This is a genomic window from Sphingomonas sp. H160509, from assembly GCF_024124765.2.
GTDB lineage: Bacteria > Pseudomonadota > Alphaproteobacteria > Sphingomonadales > Sphingomonadaceae > Sphingomonas.
Window position 1 is genome coordinate 2,607,413 of record NZ_JAMXSR020000002.1, and the last position, 18,565, is coordinate 2,625,977.

Consider the following 18,565-nt stretch of genomic DNA (forward strand, 5'->3'; position numbering starts at 1 on the left):
CATCGCTCGCCGCTGGTGACTCACGTCACCGGGAGCTGACATCTTGAGTATCATCGCCATGCTGGCCGCCGCCGCATCGAGCACAGCGGGCCCCGGCTCGCCGCTGGAAATCTGGCAGCATATCGTCGCAGATTTCTCCAACCTGGGCGACCCGAAGGCGCTCGCCGCGTTCGGATCGGTCCTGATGATCGATCTCGTCCTCGCCGGCGACAACGCGATCGTCGTCGGCGCACTCGCTGCCGGACTGCCGACCGACCAGCGCAAGAAGGTCATCCTGATCGGCATCGGCGCCGCGCTGGTGCTGCGCATCTTCTTCGCGCTGATCGTGACGTGGCTGATGGGGATCGTCGGCCTGATCTTCGCAGGCGGTCTGCTCCTGCTATGGGTCAGCTGGAAGTTCTGGCGCGAAATCCGCGAGGGCGCGGAAAACGCCGGCTCCGAGGAGATCGAGGGCGACGAGCGCTCGGGTATTCGCTCCTCGAAGGGCTTTGCGAGCGCGGCCTGGGCCGTCGCCGTCGCCGACGTCTCGATGAGCCTCGACAACGTCCTGGCGGTCGCCGGTGCGGCACGCGAGCATCCCGGCATCCTCGTCATCGGCCTGCTGCTGTCGGTCGCGATGATGGGCCTCGCCGCGAACTACATCGCGCGTGTCATCAACAAGTACCGCTGGATCGCGTATATCGGCCTCGCGGTGATCCTCGTGGTCGCGCTGAAGATGATCTACGAAGGCTGGGTCGGCACCGGCGAGACGCTCGGGATCATCTCGCTGCTGCGCTGATCGCGGTGCGAGTGGGATAAGGAAAAGGCCTCGCCGGGATCGTCCGGCGAGGCCTTTTTCATGTCTGTCGTCAGCACCCCGTCACCCGGAACAGGGGTGACGGGTAGGGCGTGGTTAGCCCAAATTCTCCGCGAAGAACTTTGCCGTTCGCTCGTCCGCCAGCTTGGCCGACGCATCCGAGCGGCGCTCGCCGAACTCGGTCGCGAAGCCGTGGTCCTCGCCCGCGTAATCGTAGATCGTCACCTTGGGGTGATCGTCTAGCCCGGCGTGCATTGCCGCCTGCGCATCCTTGTCGACGAAGTGATCTTCCTCCGGCACGTGCAACAGCACCGGGTGTGCGATCGCGTGCTTTTCGCCAAGCAGGCCGTCGATCCCGACGCCGTAATAGCCGACGCTGGCATCGACGTCGGTCCGTGCCGCGGTCATGAACGCCAGGCGCCCGCCGAGGCAGTAGCCGACCACGCCGACCTTGGCGCCGTCACCAAGCTCGCTGCGGGCGGCGCGGATGCTCGCTTCGATATCGGCGATACCCTTGTCCTGGTCGAACTGGCCCATCAGTTCGAGCGCACGGTCGAACTCGGGCTTGATGTCCGGGTCGAGCTCGATGCCGGGCTCGAGGCGCCAGAACAGGTCGGGGGGCGATCGCGAGATAGCCAGCCTCGGCGAGCGTATCGCACTTGCGGCGGATCCCGGCGTTCACGCCGAAGATCTCCTGGATCACGACGATCGCGGCCTTTGGCGTGCCTGCCGGAGTCGCGCGATACGCGGTGAATTCGCCATCGCCCGCGAGCGTGGCGATCTTTGCAGTGTTCGTCATAACAGTCCTCCTTGCGGCCGCTCGTGGTCGAGCAGCCGGGATTTGGTGATCGGGCCTTCCCCCGCGGAGTACGCACCAAGCGCTCCGCCGGCTCCAAGGATTCGGTGGCAGGGGACGATGATCGGAAAGGGATTGCGCGCACATGCCTGGCCGATCGCGCGCGGGCTCGATCCGATTGCCTTGGCAAGCGCGCCGTAGCTGGCCGTGGTGCCGTAGGCGATGTCGACGATCGCTTGGCGAAGGTCGGCACCGCGCGGGGTGGGGGAGAGCGCGAGGGGCAGGTCGAACACGGTCAGCCGTCCGGCGAAATACGCGTCGATCTGGCGGAGTGCTTCCAGGATCGCGGGGGCATCGCTGGTCGAACCATCCTCGACGCCGATATCGATCGCGTCGATCCGGTCCCCGGTGCCGGTCACGCGGACCAGACCGATAGGCGTTGCGATCGAGGCGGCATCGCGCGCATACATTCCCCCGCTATGCAGCGCCGCGATGGACCGCTCAAGCGTCATCGAGGGTGCGTCACATGAAGATGAATATCGAGATCGAATGCACGCCCGAGGAAGCGCGTCGCGCGGTCGGGCTGCCCGACCTGACGCCGATCCACGACCGCTATATCGCAATGATGATGGAGGCTATTCCGGACGGCCAGATGAAGCCGGAGATGCTCGAATCGATGATGCGCGGGTGGCAGCCGATGGGCGAGGCGGGGATGGCGATGTGGAAGCGCCTGTTCGACAGCGCGACGAAAAGCGGCTGAGTTTCCCGTGAAGACGATTTTCGCGGTATCGAGCGGACGGCCGCCAGCGGCGATCGCCGTCGTCCGGGTGAGCGGCCCTCAGGCGTTCGCTGCGGCCGAGATGCTGGCAGGACCATTTCCGGCGCCGCGCCATGCTAGCCTCCGGGGACTGCGGGACACCGATGGCGCGCTTCTCGATCGCGCGTTGGTGATCGTGTTTCCGGGGCCGGTGACGGCGACGGGCGAAGACCTGGTCGAGTTTCATTGCCACGGTGGTCGCGCGGTGATCGCGGCGGTCGAGCGGGCGTTGTCGGTAATGCCCGGCCTTCGTCATGCTGAGCCGGGTGAGTTCACCCGTCGCGCACTGACCAATGGTCGCATCGACCTGACCGAGGCGGAGGGGCTCGCCGACCTTCTCGAAGCGGAGACCGAGGGCCAGCGCGTCGCGGCGATGACGGCGGCCGAGGGGCGGGTGAGCCAGGCCGTCCGCAGTTGGATGGACTCGGTGGCGATGCTGTCCGCGCGGGTCGAGGCGATGCTCGACTTCGCCGACGAGGACGACGTCGCGAGCGATACCGCGGCGTTCGATGCGATCGTCTCGGAGATCGCTGCGCTCGCGGCGCAGATCGAAGCGGTGGTCGACGCCCCGCCGGTCGAGCGGCTGAAGGACGGGCTGCGCGTGGTCATCGGTGGTCCTCCCAACAGCGGCAAGTCGACGCTGCTCAACCTGCTCGGCGAGCGCGATGCGGCGATCGTCTCGCCGATCTCGGGAACGACACGCGACCGGATCGACGTGCCGGTGACGCGGAACGGTGTCGCATATGTGCTCACCGACACTGCCGGTTTGATCGACACGCTGGACCCGATCGAGGCGATCGGTGTCACCCGTGCGGAAGGTGCGCTCGCCGCGGCGGACATCGTGATGTGGCTGGCCGATACCGCGCCGCCCCGCGCCGATGCGATCTGGATTCATGCGCGTGCCGATCTGCCGGGGCGAGGGGATATGCCCGCCGACCGGACATTGGCGGTCTCGCAGACCGACCGGGAATCGCTCGATGCCCTTTGGGGGTGAACTGCATCGGCGAGCGATTGCGATGCTGCCGCGTGGCGATGAGATCGCATTGAAGCAGTACCAGCGCCAGCAGTGCGCCGCGGCGGTCGAGGCTCTGCGGTATCGAAGTTCGGACGCGCTTATCGTCGCGGAACACCTTCGACAGGCCCGCGCGATCCTTACTGGCGTGCTTGGGCTCGATGCCACCGGAGAGATGCTCGACGCGCTGTTCGGACGTTTCTGCATCGGGAAGTGATGTTCCACGTGGAACATCTTTGACGCATCGGTCGCGGCGTTCTACGGCCGTGACATGTTCGATGTAGTGGTGGTTGGCGGTGGCCATGCCGGAACCGAAGCCGCAGCCGCGGCGGCGCGGAGGGGGCGCGCGTACCGCGCTCGTGTCGTTCGACGCGCGGCATATTGGCGCGATGTCGTGTAATCCGGCGATCGGTGGGCTCGGAAAAGGGCACATGGTTCGCGAGGTCGATGCGTTCGATGGGCTGATCGCGCGAGCGGCCGATGCTGCCGCGATCCATTATCGGATGCTCAATCGTAGCAAGGGTTCGGCGGTGCAGGGGCCTCGGATCCAGGCCGATCGGCGTCTCTATTCCGGTGCGATCCAGACAATGCTTGCGGCCACCGAAGGGCTGTCGATCGTCGAGGGCGAGGCGACGGCGTTGCATTTCGACGGTGATCGCGTGGCGGGTGTCGTGCTGGCGGATGGCGCGATCGTGTCGGCACGAGCGGTCGTGCTGGCGACCGGCACGTTCCTAGGCGGACGTATCTTCCGGGGTGACGATCGCGAGGAAGGGGGGCCGGATCGGCGAGCGGGCGGCCAAGCCACTTGCGGACCAGCTGCGCGGGCGCGACCTGCCGATGGCGCGGTTGAAGACGGGGACGCCACCGCGGCTCGATGGGCGCACGATCGACTGGGGTGCGCTTGCCGAGCAGCCGTCGGACCTCGATCCCTGGACGATGTCGCCGATGACTCGCGCGCGTCCGCTGCCCCAGATCGCCTGTGCTATCACGCGGACGACCGATCGGACTCACGCGATCATCCGCGAGGCGTTCCATCGGTCGCCGCTGTTCACCGGTGCGATCGAGGCGGCGGGGCCGCGTTACTGTCCGTCGATCGAGGACAAGGTCCATCGGTTCGGCGACCGCGACGGGCATCAGGTTTTCCTCGAACCCGAGGGGGCTTGATGACGCGACGGTCTATCCGAACGGGTTGTCGACGTCGCTGCCGGTCGAGGTTCAGGCGGCGATGCTGGCGAGCATTCCCGGGCTCGAGCGCGTGGCGATGACCATGCCGGGTTATGCGGTCGAGTATGATTATATCGATCCGCGTGCGCTCGATACGCGGTTGGCGCTGGGTGCGATCGAGGGCGTGTTTTGCGCGGGGCAGATCAATGGCACGACCGGGTATGAGGAAGCAGCGGGGCAGGGGCTTGTCGCGGGGCTCAATGCAGCGTCGTATGCGTGCGACCTCGCGCCGGTGATCCTCGATCGTGCGTCGAGCTATCTCGGGGTGATGATCGACGACCTCACGCTGCAAGGGGGTGACCGAGCCGTATCGGATGCTGACCGCACGTGCCGAGTTCCGCCTGTCGTTGCGTGCGGACAATGCCGAGACGCGGCTGGGCTGGATTGCGGAGGCCGCTGGGTGCCTTGGACCCGAGCGGTTAGCACATCAGCATGCACTGGCCGAAGACCGTGCCCGCTTCCGGTCGGCGCTCGATTGTGAGCGGACTGCTACCGAGGTTGCCGATCAGGGCGTTGCGATCGGTCGAGATGGTGCCCGGCGGACTGCGTTCGACTGGCTCCGGTTCGAGGGCGTGACGCTCTCGCATGTCGCACCGGATGCGGCGGTGGGGATCCCGGCGGCGGTCGTTGACGAAGTGTTAGAGGACGCGCGCTACGCTCCGTATATCGAGCGGCAGGCGCAGGAGGTCGCGCGGTTGCGGGCCGACGAGGCGATCCGTTTGCCGGAGGACCTCGCCTATGACCGCGTGCCTGGTCTTTCGAACGAGATGATCGATCGCCTGAGCGCGGCGCGGCCGACCTCGCTGGCGGCAGCGGCGCGGGTGCGGGGGATCACCCCGGCGGCTCTGTCGGCTGTTCTATTGCATACGAAACGAGTGCCAGCATGACCGAAGACGAAGCGCAGAGCTGGACGACCGAGCGGTTCGGGGCGGAGGCGACCGAGCGCTTGACCGCGTTCGTGGCGATGGTGGTCGAGGAAGCGCCGCACCAGAATCTGATCGCGCCGTCGACGATTCCGACCATTTGGGATCGGCATGTGGTGGACTCGCTCCAGCTCGTCGCGCTCGCAGGGGCGGACAGCTCGTCGAAACGGTGGCTCGATATCGGCACTGGCGGGGGTTTCCCGGTATGGTCGTTGCCCTGGTTCGCGAGGGGCCGGTCGATCTGGTCGAGCCCCGGCGCCGGCGTGCGGACTTTCTCCAGCTTTGTGTCGCTCGGCTCGGCCTTGGTGAACAGGTGCGCGTTCATGCCTCCAAGGTGGAGAATGCCGCAGCCGACGCTTCGATCATTTCCGCCCGAGCGGTCGCGTCGCTGCAAAACCTTTTGCGTGGCGCGGCGCACTGCGCCACAACGGAGACGCGGTGGTTGCTTCCTCGGGGGCGTTTCGACGAGGAGGAGCTGGCCGCGCTCAAGCAGCATTGGCGGTTTATGTTCCACGTGGAACAAAGCGTCACGAACCCGGAGTCGTCGATCGTGGTTCTGGATCGGGTAAGCGCGCGATGATCACCATCGCGGTCGCCAATCAAAAGGGTGGGGTGGGCAAGACCACCAGCGCCATCAACCTCGCGACCGCGCTGGCCGCCACGGGCATGCGTGTGCTGTTGGTCGATCTCGATCCGCAGGGCAATGCGTCGACCGGGCTTGGCATCGGCCATTCGCAGCGCGAGCGGTCGAGCTATGACGTGCTGGTCGGCGAAACGTCGATCGAGGAAGCGGTGGTGCATACGCGCGTGCCGCGGCTCGATATCGTCCCGGCGACGGTCGACCTGTCAGGCGCGGAGATCGAGCTGGTCGATTTCGACGCGCGTACGCACCGTCTCGATCGTGCGGTGAAGGCGGCGCAGGGGCCGTGGGATATCGCGCTGATCGATTGCCCGCCGTCGCTGGGGCTGCTGACGATCAACGCGATGGTCGCGGCGGACTCGCTGCTGGTGCCGCTGCAATGCGAGTTTTTCGCGCTTGAGGGGTTGTCGCAGTTGTTGAGTACGGTCGAGCGCATCCGCCAGCGGTTCAATCCTGGTCTGTCGATCCTGGGGGGTAGCGCTGACGATGTTCGATCGGCGTAACCGGCTCACCGACCAGGTCTCGGCGGACGTTCGCGCTGTGTTGGGCAAGGTTGTGTTCGAGACGGTGATCCCGCGCAACGTACGGCTGTCGGAGGCGCCGAGCCATGGTTTGCCAGCCTTGATCTACGACCACCGGTGTTCGGGGTCGCAGGCTTATATTGCTCTGGCGCGTGAGCTTATCGGGCGGCTTCCGGCAACTGCGCAGGTTGCGGCATGAGCGACGGTAACAAACGCGGTCGGCCGGGCTTGGGCAGGGGGGCTCAATGCGCTGCTCGGCGAGATGGCGCGCGAGACGCCCGTGTCGGCCGATGGTGCGGCGCAGCAATCTTCGGGTGTGCGGATGCTGCCGGTCAGTTCGCTGTCGCCGCATCCCGATCAGCCGCGACGGCATTTCGACGAGGCGATGCTCGACGAGCTGGCCGCGTCGATCGCGTCGCGCGGGCTGATCCAGCCGATCGTCGTGCGGCCGCATGGGCATGACTATCAGATCGTCGCTGGCGAGCGACGCTGGCGGGCGGCGCAGCGCGCGCGGCTGCATGAGGTACCGGTCGTCGTTCGCGACTTCGACGATGCCGAGACGCTCGAGATCGCGCTGATCGAGAATATCCAGCGCGAGGATCTCAACGCGATCGAAGAGGCTCAAGCGTATCAGCGGCTGGCGGGCGAATATGGCCACACGCAGGAGGTGCTCGCCAAGATCGTCCACAAGTCGCGCAGCCATGTCGCGAACCTGCTGCGGTTGCTGGAGTTGCCGGCGCAGGTGCAGTCGCAGGTGGTCGATGGATCGCTGTCGATGGGTCATGCTCGGGCGTTGCTGGGGTCGCCGGACGTGGAGTCGCTGGCGGACCAGGTGGTGGCGCGGGGGTTGTCGGTGCGCGAGACCGAGAAGCTGGCGCGGGATGCGAAGCCTGGGCGAAGCCGTGGCGGTGGTGGGTCGTCCGAGCCTCGGGTGCCGGATGCGGATATCGCGGCGTTGGAGCGGCAGTTGGCGGATCTGCTGGGGTTGCAGGTGCGGGTGGCGCATACCGAGACTGGGGGGACGCTGACGTTGAGTTACTCGACGTTGGACCAGCTTGATATGGTTTGTCAGCGGTTGACGGGTGGGGCGATCTAATCACGCGCTCCGTTCGTGCTGAGCGAAGTCGAGGCACCTGCGTCCCGGACCATCCTTCGACTTCGCTCAGGACGAACGGGGATAGGGAAGCGTGGAGGGGAGAGGGAGGATCACTACTCTCCGTCATCCCGGCGGAAGCCGGGACCCACGGTTGCGGTCCACTTCGTTAGTGATTGCACCCTATCCATGGGTCCCGGCGTGCGCCGGGATGACGGCAGGTGGGGAGGTCGGAAAGAGGGAAGCGGAGGCAGACGCGAATGCGTTTGCAGACGCGGGTGCGCGTTAGTTTCGCCGTGCGATCGCTTGGGATAGCGCCACCACTGCTGCCTCCGCCACAACCCCGCCAGCATTCCCCGATGCCATGATCGCGCGCTCGGCGGTCCGGACGCGCTGGATCGCGGTGGCGAGCATTACCGGTGACCAGCGGCGCAAGGACCGCGCGGTGCTGGCCTCTTCCTTGAAGAACACGCGGTGGCGTTTCATCACGGCGTCGACCGCTTCGCCGCGGTCGATTTCGCCGCGCATGTCGGCGAGCGCGATCAGGCGGCGGACGAGTTGGCGGAGCCACGGGATCGGCGAGGTGCCGGCTTCTTCGAGCACGGCGAGTTCGGCGCCGAGATCGTCGACCCGGCCCCTCGATCACCGCATCGATCGCGCGGCTCATTTCCGCATCGCCGAGGTCCGCACCGACGGCATCGAGTGCGTGGTGATCGAGGTCCGCGGGGCGATCGGGTGCGGCGTCGAGGTATAGCGCGAGCTTCTCGATCTCTCGCGAAATGACGGCGCGATCGCCGCCGGTCGTATCGACGAGGCGGCGGGCGACGCCGGGGGCGGGGCGGAGGCCGTTCTCGTTGGCGATCGTCGTCGCGAGGCGTTCGGCGTCCTGCGCGGTTGGGGCGTAGCAGGCGAACGCCATCGCGCGCGGGGGAGTCGATCGCGAGCTTGACGATCTTGGCGGTCGATTTGACGGTCGGGGCGATCGCGACGACTGGGTTGCCGACGCGCTCGGCCGTCAGCAGGTTGGTGAAGGCTTCGAGGCTTTCCTCGCCGGCCGACGCGACGCGGACGAACCGGGCCCCGGCGAACAACGATAGCGAGGCGGCTTCGTCGGTCAGCCGGCCGGGGTCGCTTTTCAGCGTCGAGCCGTCGAGATCGACGCGTTCGGCATCCGCGCCCATCGCCTTGGCCAGTACGCGAGCGAGGTCGCTCGCGCCGGCCTCGTCGGGGCCGTGGAGCAGGTACAGGCGGATGTCGCCGCCCGGTTTGGCCAGCGCACCGCGGATCTGGCCGGCGCTGGCCTTCACTTGGCGGGCGTAGTGGCCTGCGCCGCGGCGACCGCAGGCGTGTTGCGTGCATATAGCGCGACGCGCGCGACGATCTGGTCGGCGACGATCTGTGACAGGCGTTCGAGCGCAGTGTTCTCGGCGGCGATCGTCGCATATTCTGAGCGGACGACGTCGATGCCGGCGTCGGAGCCGGCAGTCGCGTCGAGCAGCACAGAATTGTCGCCGATCCGCACGAGCTGATAGCGCGCGCGCAACGTGCGGCGTTCGCGCGAGACGCTGTCGTCGGTGCGGACGCCGAGACCGCTGATCGTGTCGTCGAGGCGGATGTCGATCCGGTAGAGCGCGGGCGCGCCGTTCGACGGCAGGCGATCGCGCAGCGCGGTGGCCATCAGCCAGCCGTTCTTGCCCGCGATCGGTGCGATCTCGACCTGGCCGAGCGCGCCGGCGACCGGGCCGCTGCTGCCGCCCGCGTAGAGCGGGTGCAGGCCGCAGCCCGACAGCGCGGGAGCGAGCGCCAACGCGCTGAGGATCGCTAGGCGCTTCATGCGACGATGTTCACGAGACGGTCGGGCACGACGATCACTTTCCGGGGCGGCTTGCCCTCGAGCAGGCGGACGATCTTCTCGGAGGCGAGCGCGGCGGCCTCGACCTCGTCCTTCGGTGCGCCCTTGGGGAAGACGAGCGTGTCGCGGAGCTTGCCGTTGACCTGGACCGCGATCGTGACCTCGTCGTCGACCAGCATCGCCGGATCGACGATCGGCCAGGCGGCGTCGGCGATCAGGCCGTCGTTTCCTGCGGTCGCCCAGGCTTCCTCGGCGACGTGCGGGACCATCGGGCTGACGAGCAGCAGCAGCGTGCGGATCGCCTGTTCGCGGTCTGCGGAAGGTGCCGCCTTCTCGATCGCGCTGCACAAGCTGTAGAGCCGCGCGACCGCCTTGTTGAACTGCAAGGCGTTGATATCGCTCTCGATACCGACAGTCGTGCGGTGGCAGAGCTTGCGCAAGGCGATGTCGTCGCCTTCGGCCTTTGCCGCATCGTCCGACTCGATCAGGCGCCAGAGACGCTGGACGAACCGCCACGCGCCTTCGATGCCGGACTCGCTCCAGGGGAGATCGCGCTCGGGCGGCGAGTCGGAGAGCACGAACCAGCGCACCGCGTCGGCACCATACTGGTCGACGATCGGCTCGGGATCGACGGTGTTCTTCTTCGACTTCGACATCTTCGTCACGCGACCGACCGTCACGGGGCCGCCGGTCGCGATCTCGACATATCCCGCATCGGTCTTGCGGACCTCGTCGGGAGACAGCCACTTCGTCTTCACCGGCGCGTCGCTCGAATCGTCGTCGTCGGTGTCGGCCTCCGGCTGCGCGTCGCCGGCGTCGCCTCGGCTATACGTCTCGTGCGTGACCATGCCTTGCGTGAACAGCCCGGCGAACGGCTCGGCGATGTCGAGCATGCCAATATGCTTCAGCGCGCGCGTCCAGAAGCGGGCGTAGAGCAAGTGCAGGATCGCGTGCTCGACGCCGCCGATATACTGGTTGACCGGCAGCCATTTCTCCGCGCCCGACCGGTCGAACGGCTTGGCGTCCGGCTGGCTGGCGAAGCGGATGAAATACCAGGACGAGTCGACGAACGTGTCGAGCGTATCGGTCTCGCGCCGGGCAGGTCCTGCGCAGGACGGGCAGGGAACGTGCTTCCAGGTCGGATGGCGATCGAGCGGGTTGCCGGGGATGTCGAAGCTGACGTCCTCGGGCAGGACGATCGGCAGCTGGTCCCTGGGCACCGGCACCGCGCCGCACGCGTCGCAGTGGATGATCGGGATCGGCGTGCCCCAGTAACGCTGGCGGCTGACGCCCCAGTCGCGCAGGCGGAACACGGTCGTGCCCTTGCCCCAGCCTTCGCCCTCGGCGCGCGCTCGATCACGACGCGCTTGGCGTCCTCGATGTCCATGCCGTCGAGGAAATGCGAGTTCACTATGGTGCCGGCGCCGGTCCAGGCGGTGTCGCCGACGAACACGGGGGCCTCGTCATCGCCTTCGCTGACGACGCGCTTGACGGGCAAGTCGTATTTGCGCGCGAAATCGAGATCGCGCTGGTCGTGCGCTGGCACGCCGAACACCGCGCCGGTGCCGTATTCCATCAGCACGAAGTTCGCGATGTAGACCGGGAGGTGCCACGTCTTGTCGAGCGGGTGAACCGCGCGGATGCCGGTGTCGAAGCCGAGCTTTTCCTGCGTGTCGAGTTCCGCCGCGGTCGTGCCGCCGCGCTTGCAGAGTTCGATGAAGGCCGCGGCGTCGGGGTTCGTCTCGGCGATGGCGCGCGCGATCGGGTGATCGGCGGCGACCGCGACGAAGCTGGAGCCGAACATCGTGTCGGGGCGGGTGGTGAAGACTTCGACGCTCTCTATTCCCCTTCCGCTTGCGGGAGGGGTCAGGGAAGGGGAGGCATCCTCGGACGCTGCCGCCGCGTTCGTGTCAGGCCCTCCCCCGACCCCCTCCCGCGAGCGGAAGGGGAGCAGTGAGGTTGAACTCGAACTGCAGGCCCTGGCTGCGGCCGATCCAGTTTTCCTGCATCAGCTTGACCTTGTCTGGCCAATGCTCGAGCGCCCCTAAGCCATCGACCAACTCGTCGGCGAAATCGGTGATCTTGAGGAACCACTGCGACAGTTTCCGCCGCTCGACCAGCGCGCCGGAGCGCCAACCGCGACCGTCGATCACCTGCTCGTTGGCGAGCACGGTCATGTCGACCGGATCCCAGTTGACCGCCGATTCCTTGCGGTACACGAGGCCAGCCGCGAACAGATCAAGGAACAGCGCCTGCTCGTGGCCGTAATATGCAGGCTCGCACGTCGCCAGTTCGCGCGTCCAGTCGAGCGCGAAGCCGAGGCGCTTCAGCTGCGCCTTCATCGTCGCGATGTTTGCGCGCGTCCAGTTGCCCGGATGCACGCCCTTTTCCATCGCCGCGTTTTCGGCGGGCATGCCGAACGCGTCCCAGCCCATCGGATGGAGCACTTCCATGCCCTTCATCCGACGGAACCGCGCGAGCACGTCGCCCATCGTGTAGTTTCGGACATGCCCCATGTGGATGCGCCCCGACGGATAGGGGAACATCTCGAGCACGTACGAGCGCGGCTTGGTCGACAGGTCGTCCGCGGCGAACGTCTTGCGCTCGTCCCAGACCTTCTGCCACGCCGCGTCCGCCTTCAACGCATTGAAACGCGACGCCATTATATCAGTCCTCAGCCCGCGATCGAGGCGCGGCGCAGGTCGCGGGCCTTGGTCAGGATGATATCCTCGAGCTTCTGCGTGGTCGCTGCCTGGACCGGCGACGAAACCCACTGGCCGTTGCGATTGACTTCGCGCAGGGCAGCGACGCGCAGCGCATCGGCGCGCAGATCCTGGTCAAGGATCGAGACGGTGACCTTCATGCGCTCGGTCGGCGTCTGCGGATTGATGTACCAGTCGGTGACGATCACGCCGCCATTGGAGTCGGTCTGGAGCAGCGGCATGAAGCCCAGCGTGTCGAGGCTTGCGCGCCACAGATAGCTGTTCACGCCGATCGTCGTGATCTTCGACGCGGCGAGATCCGCCTTGGGACGTGCCGATCCGCCGCCGCAAGCGACGAGAGGCAGGGCAAACAGCACGACTGCGATACGCGAGCGGCGGAACATGGGCATCATCCTGGCAAGAAAATCAGCCCTTGCTCTACAGGCGAGCCCCGCGCGCCCGCAAGCAGACGCCGGCGTGCGCGACGAGCGTATGCGCGGGGGGCTGGCCCGACGGGGAGAACAACCGATTCGGTAGCGCTATCGCAGCGATCTGTGTGCTGATTGCAACACTGTCCGACAATTCGGCGACGAAGGGTGGGAATGGGCGGTTCTGCGGCCTTTGCTGTGGATCAATTCATGTTAGATGCGGTTTAACAGGATCCGATTACGGGATTCGAAGGACAGATTCGTTGTGATGACGCGTGGGGGAATATTCGGGGTGGTTGCCGGGGCGCTTGTCGCCACCGCCGCAATCGTCGCGCCTGCCTTCGGCGCCAGCGAACAGCCCGCCCGGATCGCCAAGCACAACGTCGCCGCGGTTCGCGGTATCGGATCGTTCACGCCAGCCGCTGCCGACCCCCGCCTTGCCGCGATGTTCGCGCGCGGTGGCTTCGACGCCGGCAGCTTCAAGTTCACGCCCGCCGAAACGCGCCAGGACAACCGCGCGGTGACCGTCGCGGTCCGTGCGCAGACCAACCGCGGTGTCGCGAACACGGCTAGCCTTGCTTCGACCACCCCGACCGTCGGTATTGCGCCGATCGCCTACAACCTCGGCATGTCGGTCGGCTGGAAGCGGTTTGCGATCTCGGGTGACGTGAACAAGCTCGATCTGGGCGTGATGCCTGGCGGGCGTGAGGCGGCTGACCTGGCGGTGAGCTATAGCGCCAAGCGCTTCAGCGGGACGGTGAAGGCTGCGGCGGATCGCCCGCTGTCGAGCGCACCGCGCCTCGTCGAGGATGCGCCGAGCTATTCGGTCGATCTTGGCGGGTCTTACGCGTTGACGCGTAGTCTCGCGGTGACGGCTGGCGTGCGGTATCGGTCGGACCGCGAGCGCTTCGTGAAGGTCGATGACGATCGTCGCGACAGCCAGGCCGTGTATCTGGGCACCGCCTTCCGGTTCTAAGCGTCCAGCAAAGTGGTACTTTGCTGGAGTTTCTGAACGGTCGGGTGACCTTACCGCGCCGCTTTTCCTTCAGGCATAGAGTTCCTGCTGCCTTCCCTTTAGCGTCGCCTTAGCGAAAGCTGGGGTATTCCTAGATACGGGTGACGTGGGCCCCCCAGTGTGAGATCCCAGCTTTCGCTGGAATGACGGGGTCGGTGTGTTCGTTCTCGCTTAGCAGCTAACGAATCCAGGCATCGATCGCGGCCCAGCCGTGGAAGCCGAACCGCCGGATTTGCCGCCAGCGCGACTCGGTCATTCCGCCTAGCGCGATCATTGGTATCCCGAGTCCTCGTCCGATCCGCATGGCCCGCGCCGGACCGATCCCGGCTGCACCCTGGTGTGATCGGGTGACGTGGATTGGCGACACGAACAGGGCATCAGCACCGGCGCGCTTGCCGGCCAAGGCCTCGCCTCTCGAATGCGCGGACCAGGTTCTGATCCCGTGCGTCTTTGCCCGACCATGCACGCCGTCGGCCGCGATCGTAGATTTTCCGGCCACCACGACGACTAGCCGGCGCGCCTTGGCCAAGCGCACAATCCGCCGCAGCAGCGCACGGCGTTCCCGCGCAGGCGTAGCGTAATGCCGAAACACCACGCCGGATCCCGGCGGCAACCGCCTCAGCGACGGCCACAAGGCGTCGCCCATTCGCTCGTCCGTCATCAGCCAGCGCGCGGGAATGGGGTTACGACGGGCCACGTCGCTGCCTATAGCGCGCCGCATGATTGCTGACGACACCACCAAATTGCAGGCCATCCGCACCCGGATCGCCAAGGCCGCCGAGATCGCGGATCGCCGCGCGGACGACGTGACGCTGATCGCGGTCTCCAAGACGCATCCGGTCGAGGCGATCGAGCCGCTGCTCGCCGAGGGCCAGCGCGTGTTCGGCGAGAACCGTGTGGCAGAGGCTTCCGAGAAATGGCCGGCGTTGCGCGAGGCCTATCCCGACGTCGAACTGCACCTGATCGGCCAGCTCCAGTCGAACAAGGCGGTCGAAGCGGTCGCGCTGTTCGACTGCATCCATGCGGTCGATCGCCCGTCGCTGGTCACCGCGCTGGGGAAGGCGATGGAGGCGAGCGATCGTCGGCCGGACTGCTTCCTCCAGGTCAACATCGGCGACGAGCCGCAAAAGGGTGGCTGCGCGATCGCCGACCTGCCCGCGCTGGTGGAGCAGGCGCGCGCCGCCGGTTTGCCGATCGCGGGGCTGATGTGCCTGCCGCCCGCGGATATCGAGCCGGCGCCGTATTTCGCGCTGCTCGCTAAGCTGGCGCGCGATCACGGGCTGACCGGGCTGAGCATGGGCATGTCGGACGATTTCGAGACCGCGGTGACGATCGGCGCGACTCACGTCCGGATCGGCAGCGCGTTGTTCGGCACGCGGGGGACGAACGCGTGAGCATACCGGTCCGGTTCGACGCGCTGCTGTTCGACTTCGACGGCGTGCTGATCGACAGCGAAGCCGTTGGTAACCGCCACATCGCCGAATGGCTCACCGCTGCGGGGCACCCGACCAGCGCCGAAGACTCGATGGCGAACTTCATGGGACTCGCTGGGCCGCAGTTCATCGACGCGATCGAGCGCTGGATCGACCGGCCGCTCCCCGAGGAGTTCTACGCCGCGCGGAAGGCCGAAGACGAGCGCGTGATGGCGGCTGGCGTCGATGCGATCGAGGGCGCGGTGGCGTTCGTCCGCTCGCTCCCGGCCGACCTGCCCAAGGCGATCGTTTCGTCGAGCCCCGTCTCGTGGATCGCGCGGCATCTGGAGCATATCGGCTTGCGCGATGCGTTCGGTGATCACCTCTATAGCGGGCGGGAGCATGTGACGAACGGCAAGCCCGCACCCGACCTGTATTTGTTCGGGGCGCGGCAGTTGGGCATGGACATCGCGCAGACGGCGATCCTCGAGGATTCGCCTGTGGGGGCGACTGGGGCGGTGGCTTCGGGGGGGCTATGTCATTGGTTTGTCGGCGGGGTCGCATTGCAATGCCGAGCATGGCGCGCGGCTGAAGGCGATCGGTGTGGATGCGCTGGCGGAGAGTTTTGCCGACGTGACCCGGTTGGTTGGAAGCATTTGATCGGAGCCTGGGAGTCTCCTGCCTCCTTGTTCTCCCGCGAAGGCGGGAGCCCAGTCTGGGTCCCCGCCTTCGCGGGGAAACAAACTAGACGACGGGCAAGGGTGCTCCACTCGACCAGCGTGGAGGCGATGGTCGCTTAGCCCGCCCGCTTGCGCCGCCAGATTGCACCGATCCCCGCGACCAGATCATACGGGATAGCCGCGGCCTCGCGCGTCCGCATCTTGAGCTGGTACCGCCGGCTCCCGCCATGCGGCACGTGGATCGCACTCGCGGGCATGCCCAGCATCGCGAACAGCATGCGAATGCGCGGCTGGTGATAGCCGTCGGTGCAGATCATGCACTGCGCATAGTGGCCCGCGCGCGCGAACGCTGTCGCGGCGACGACGCTTTGCAACGTGTCCACGCTGGCCTCGTCGAGATGGATACGCGACCGGTCGATCGTCTCGGCCAGCACATCCGCCATCACCGATGCTTCCGAAGGTCCGTGCGTTCCCTTCGCGCCTGAGCAGAACAGGTCCGCGTCGACGTAGCGCGCCGCCGCCGCTGCTGCGAACGCGATGCGGCGGGCGAGGGTCGGGCTCGCGCTGCCGTCGGGACGAACGGCAGCACCGAACACTACGATCAGGCGCCGGGAGGGTGGGGGCGAGGGAGGGATCTCGGTCAGAACTGATGGCCCGTGCGGTCGCGCTTGGTGGCGAGATACTGCGCGTTGTGTGGGTTCGACGGCAGGAAATGCGGCACGCGTTCGATCACGGTCACGCCTGCCGCTTCGAGCCCGGCGACCTTGGCGGGGTTGTTGGTCAGCAACCGTATTTCGCGCTGGCCGAGTAACGTGAGCATCCGCGCCGCCACACCGAAATCGCGCGCATCGACCGCAAAGCCGAGCCGCGTGTTCGCGTCGACCGTATCAAAGCCCTGGTCCTGCAACGCATACGCGCGCAGCTTGTTGACCAGGCCGATCCCGCGGCCTTCCTGTCGCAGATAGAGCAGGATCCCCCAGCCGCCATGCTGGATCGCGTGGATCGCGGCGTGCAACTGTGGCCCGCAGTCGCATTTTAGGCTGCCGAGCACGTCGCCCGTCAGGCACTCGCTGTGGAGGCGGACGAGCGGCGGCTGGCCGTTGGGCTGGCCGATCAGCAGCGCGATATGCTCGTCCGCGCTTTCGGGGCTGCGAAAGGCGACGATCTCCGCATCATCGGCGCCCTCGACCGGAAGCCGCGCGCGTGCCGCGAGCGTCAGGCGGTTCGCGTCTTCGTGTGCGTCGATGTCTGCGCGGGCGATGCGGACCTCGGGTTCGCCCGTGCCGAGGAAGAACGCCGGCAGCAATCCCGCGATTCGGGCAAGGCGCAAGGCAGCTGCCGCCGCGTCCGGATCGGCGAGCGGGAGCGTCTGGAAGGGGCCCTTGAGAGGGGTGGCTAGGTCGAACTGTGGATCGGCCAGCGCGGTCGCGGCGGCGAAGTCGATCCAGGGGGGCGCGATCGACAAGCACGGGCTCGGTCGGATCCGCGGCTGCGAGCTGGTTCGCGAGCTTCAACGTTGCCGCACGACCCGACGAGATTAGGACGCCGCCATTCGCTTCGGGATCGAACGCGGCCAACCGCTCTGCATCCGCCGTCTCGACCGCGAGCAACACCAGCCCGTCGATCGCGATCGGCCAGCCGCGCCTGAGCGCGTCGACCGCGCGGGCGGCGGCGCGGGGATTGCTCAAAACGCGAACTCGGTCATGATCGGGACGTGGTCGGACGGCTTGAGCCAGCTTCGGCAGCGTTCGTAGACGTGGTGCGACACCGCGGCTTCGGCGGCGGCACCGGTCGCCCACATATGATCGAGCCGGCGACCGCGATCCGAGGCTGCCCAATCCTTGGCGCGGTAGCTCCACCACGTGAACAGGCGCGCGGGGGCGGGGTGGAAGCGGCGGCCGAGATCGACCCAGTCGCCTGCTGCCTGCAACTTACCGAGTGCCTCGACCTCGATCGGGGTGTGGCTGACCACGTCGAGCAGTTGCTTGTGGCTCCAGACGTCCGATTCGAGCGGGGCGATGTTGAAGTCGCCGACGAGGATGGTTGGGCCGGGTAGCGTCTCGGACCAGGTCGTCATGCGCTCGATGAAGTCGAGCTTCTGACCGAATTTGGGGTTCACGTCGCGATTGGGGACATCGCCGCCGGCGGGGACGTAGACGTTCTCGAGCCGTACGCCGTTCTCCAGCCGGACGCCGATGTGGCGCGCCTCGCTGTTTGCCTGCCAGTCGAAGCGGTCGTCCTCGACGATCGGGACTCGGCTGAGGATGGCGACGCCGTGGTGCATGCGCTGGCCGTGCAGGACGATGTGCTCGTAACCGAGCGCGCGGAACGCCTCGAGCGGGAAGTCGCCGTCGATGACCTTGGTCTCCTGCAGGCACAGGATGTCGGGCTGCTCGTCGCGCAGAAACTGTTCGACGATGGCGATCCGGAAACGGACCGAGTTGATGTTCCAGGAGACGATCTTCACGAGCGCGATGTAGCGTTGCGGGGGGTGGGGACAAGGAACGCCGCTGGGGGGTGCGGAAGAAGGTAGGAAGTCAGAAGGCGCCATCGGCAAAGCCGCTGTCGTCGACCGGGCCCTAGAGAACAGCGGGGCCCGTCGGCCGTGCTTGGGCGAGTCTAGCAAAATGCTTTTGCGCGCCGCCCTTCACATG

At 66.8% G+C, this 18,565-nt stretch carries 16 protein-coding genes and 7 pseudogenes; 10 read left to right on the top strand and 13 right to left on the bottom strand.

Translation table 11 applies throughout. The features are described from left to right. Positions 1-58 precede the first annotated feature (58 nt). A complete protein-coding gene (locus NHF48_RS14535) occupies positions 59-778 on the top strand; it encodes a TerC family protein (protein ID WP_192976814.1) in 720 nt (239 codons plus the stop codon). A 114-nt stretch (positions 779-892) separates the two neighbouring features. Here NHF48_RS14535 and NHF48_RS14540 read toward each other — a convergent pair. Both NHF48_RS14540 and NHF48_RS14545 read right to left on the bottom strand, forming a co-directional pair. Continuing rightward, a pseudogene (locus tag NHF48_RS14540) lies at positions 893-1,595 on the bottom strand (dienelactone hydrolase family protein). Continuing rightward, a complete protein-coding gene (locus NHF48_RS14545; protein ID WP_253071496.1) occupies positions 1,592-2,104 on the bottom strand; it encodes a methylated-DNA--[protein]-cysteine S-methyltransferase in 513 nt (170 codons plus the stop codon). The pseudogene NHF48_RS14540 and the gene NHF48_RS14545 overlap by 4 nt, the downstream one beginning before the upstream one ends. A gap of 14 nt (positions 2,105-2,118) precedes the next feature. Between NHF48_RS14545 and NHF48_RS14550 the strand changes: the two genes are divergently transcribed. From NHF48_RS14550 to NHF48_RS14575, 6 genes and pseudogenes are all read left to right on the top strand, one after another. Further along, the gene (locus NHF48_RS14550) at positions 2,119-2,352 is read left to right on the top strand and encodes a DUF6489 family protein (protein ID WP_056053820.1); all 234 of its coding nucleotides are present in this window, start codon (positions 2,119-2,121) and stop codon (positions 2,350-2,352) included. A 7-nt stretch (positions 2,353-2,359) separates the two neighbouring features. Further along, positions 2,360-3,638 (top strand): annotated as a pseudogene (mnmE, locus tag NHF48_RS14555) (tRNA uridine-5-carboxymethylaminomethyl(34) synthesis GTPase MnmE). 54 nt (positions 3,639-3,692) lie between these two features. Continuing rightward, a pseudogene (gene mnmG / locus NHF48_RS14560) lies at positions 3,693-5,532 on the top strand (tRNA uridine-5-carboxymethylaminomethyl(34) synthesis enzyme MnmG). A gap of 77 nt (positions 5,533-5,609) precedes the next feature. Then, positions 5,610-6,148: pseudogene (rsmG, locus tag NHF48_RS14565) on the top strand (16S rRNA (guanine(527)-N(7))-methyltransferase RsmG). Next, a pseudogene (locus NHF48_RS14570) lies at positions 6,145-6,928 on the top strand (ParA family protein). Before rsmG ends, NHF48_RS14570 begins: the two co-directional pseudogenes overlap by 4 nt. Before the next feature lie 63 nt (positions 6,929-6,991). Next, the gene (locus NHF48_RS14575) at positions 6,992-7,825 is read left to right on the top strand and encodes a ParB/RepB/Spo0J family partition protein (RefSeq protein ID WP_253071497.1); all 834 of its coding nucleotides are present in this window, start codon (positions 6,992-6,994) and stop codon (positions 7,823-7,825) included. Positions 7,826-8,107: 282 nt separating this feature from the next. On the opposite strand, the gene NHF48_RS25220 is transcribed toward NHF48_RS14575, so the two are convergent. From NHF48_RS25220 to NHF48_RS14595, 7 genes and pseudogenes are all read right to left on the bottom strand, one after another. Further along, a complete protein-coding gene (locus tag NHF48_RS25220) occupies positions 8,108-8,425 on the bottom strand; it encodes a hypothetical protein (protein ID WP_342454660.1) in 318 nt (105 codons plus the stop codon). Next, complete coding sequence (locus NHF48_RS14580; protein WP_342454661.1) at positions 8,365-9,129, bottom strand: hypothetical protein; 765 nt, start codon at positions 9,127-9,129, stop codon at positions 8,365-8,367. The genes NHF48_RS25220 and NHF48_RS14580 overlap by 61 nt, the downstream gene beginning before the upstream one ends. Next, a complete protein-coding gene (gene lptE, locus NHF48_RS14585) occupies positions 9,126-9,656 on the bottom strand; it encodes an LPS assembly lipoprotein LptE (RefSeq protein WP_253071498.1) in 531 nt (176 codons plus the stop codon). Before lptE ends, NHF48_RS14580 begins: the two co-directional genes overlap by 4 nt. Next, a complete protein-coding gene (locus NHF48_RS26035) occupies positions 9,653-10,987 on the bottom strand; it encodes a class I tRNA ligase family protein (protein ID WP_446741160.1) in 1,335 nt (444 codons plus the stop codon). Before NHF48_RS26035 ends, lptE begins: the two co-directional genes overlap by 4 nt. Before the next feature lie 95 nt (positions 10,988-11,082). Next, a pseudogene (locus tag NHF48_RS26040) lies at positions 11,083-11,478 on the bottom strand (leucine--tRNA ligase); the annotation flags it as partial. Positions 11,479-11,584: 106 nt separating this feature from the next. Next, a complete protein-coding gene (locus tag NHF48_RS26045; protein ID WP_446741161.1) occupies positions 11,585-12,337 on the bottom strand; it encodes a class I tRNA ligase family protein in 753 nt (250 codons plus the stop codon). A gap of 11 nt (positions 12,338-12,348) precedes the next feature. Then, positions 12,349-12,780 (bottom strand): DUF3576 domain-containing protein, encoded by a 432-nt coding sequence (locus NHF48_RS14595; protein ID WP_056053843.1) that lies wholly within the window; start codon positions 12,778-12,780, stop codon positions 12,349-12,351. Between the two features lie 292 nt (positions 12,781-13,072). On the opposite strand from NHF48_RS14595, the gene NHF48_RS14600 reads away from it, so the two are divergent. Continuing rightward, positions 13,073-13,780, top strand: coding sequence for a hypothetical protein (locus NHF48_RS14600; protein ID WP_253072442.1), 708 nt, complete (start codon positions 13,073-13,075; stop codon positions 13,778-13,780). A gap of 217 nt (positions 13,781-13,997) precedes the next feature. Here NHF48_RS14600 and NHF48_RS14605 read toward each other — a convergent pair whose 3' ends face one another. After that, a complete protein-coding gene (locus tag NHF48_RS14605) occupies positions 13,998-14,516 on the bottom strand; it encodes a thiamine phosphate synthase (protein ID WP_253071499.1) in 519 nt (172 codons plus the stop codon). Between the two features lie 22 nt (positions 14,517-14,538). On the opposite strand from NHF48_RS14605, the gene NHF48_RS14610 reads away from it, so the two are divergent. Beyond that, complete coding sequence (locus NHF48_RS14610; RefSeq protein WP_253071500.1) at positions 14,539-15,213, top strand: YggS family pyridoxal phosphate-dependent enzyme; 675 nt, start codon at positions 14,539-14,541, stop codon at positions 15,211-15,213. Further along, positions 15,210-16,031, top strand: coding sequence for an HAD family hydrolase (locus tag NHF48_RS14615; protein ID WP_342454662.1), 822 nt, complete (start codon positions 15,210-15,212; stop codon positions 16,029-16,031). Before NHF48_RS14610 ends, NHF48_RS14615 begins: the two co-directional genes overlap by 4 nt. On the opposite strand, the gene NHF48_RS14620 is transcribed toward NHF48_RS14615, so the two are convergent. The 3 genes and pseudogenes from NHF48_RS14620 to NHF48_RS14630 form a co-directional block, all read right to left on the bottom strand. Then, positions 16,028-16,507, bottom strand: coding sequence for a YdcF family protein (locus tag NHF48_RS14620; RefSeq protein WP_253071501.1), 480 nt, complete (start codon positions 16,505-16,507; stop codon positions 16,028-16,030). The two genes, NHF48_RS14615 and NHF48_RS14620, sit on opposite strands and share 4 nt — an antisense overlap. A 44-nt stretch (positions 16,508-16,551) precedes the next feature. Continuing rightward, a pseudogene (gene ribA, locus NHF48_RS24340) lies at positions 16,552-17,599 on the bottom strand (GTP cyclohydrolase II). Continuing rightward, the gene (locus NHF48_RS14630) at positions 17,596-18,378 is read right to left on the bottom strand and encodes an exodeoxyribonuclease III (RefSeq protein ID WP_253071502.1); all 783 of its coding nucleotides are present in this window, start codon (positions 18,376-18,378) and stop codon (positions 17,596-17,598) included. Before NHF48_RS14630 ends, ribA begins: the two are co-directional and overlap by 4 nt. Positions 18,379-18,565 lie beyond the last annotated feature (187 nt).

Excerpts from the sequence above, each read along its gene's own strand:
- NHF48_RS14535 (WP_192976814.1), top strand. The coding sequence starts at position 59 with ATGCTGGCCGCCGCCGCATCGAGCACAGCGGGCCCCGGCTCGCCGCTG.
- NHF48_RS14545 (WP_253071496.1), bottom strand. The coding sequence starts at position 2,104 with ATGACGCTTGAGCGGTCCATCGCGGCGCTGCATAGCGGGGGAATGTAT.
- NHF48_RS14550 (WP_056053820.1), top strand. The coding sequence starts at position 2,119 with ATGAAGATGAATATCGAGATCGAATGCACGCCCGAGGAAGCGCGTCGC.
- NHF48_RS14575 (WP_253071497.1), top strand. The coding sequence starts at position 6,992 with ATGGCGCGCGAGACGCCCGTGTCGGCCGATGGTGCGGCGCAGCAATCT.
- lptE (WP_253071498.1), bottom strand. The coding sequence starts at position 9,656 with ATGAAGCGCCTAGCGATCCTCAGCGCGTTGGCGCTCGCTCCCGCGCTG.
- NHF48_RS26045 (WP_446741161.1), bottom strand. The coding sequence starts at position 12,337 with ATGGCGTCGCGTTTCAATGCGTTGAAGGCGGACGCGGCGTGGCAGAAG.
- NHF48_RS14595 (WP_056053843.1), bottom strand. The coding sequence starts at position 12,780 with ATGTTCCGCCGCTCGCGTATCGCAGTCGTGCTGTTTGCCCTGCCTCTC.
- NHF48_RS14600 (WP_253072442.1), top strand. The coding sequence starts at position 13,073 with ATGACGCGTGGGGGAATATTCGGGGTGGTTGCCGGGGCGCTTGTCGCC.
- NHF48_RS14610 (WP_253071500.1), top strand. The coding sequence starts at position 14,539 with ATGATTGCTGACGACACCACCAAATTGCAGGCCATCCGCACCCGGATC.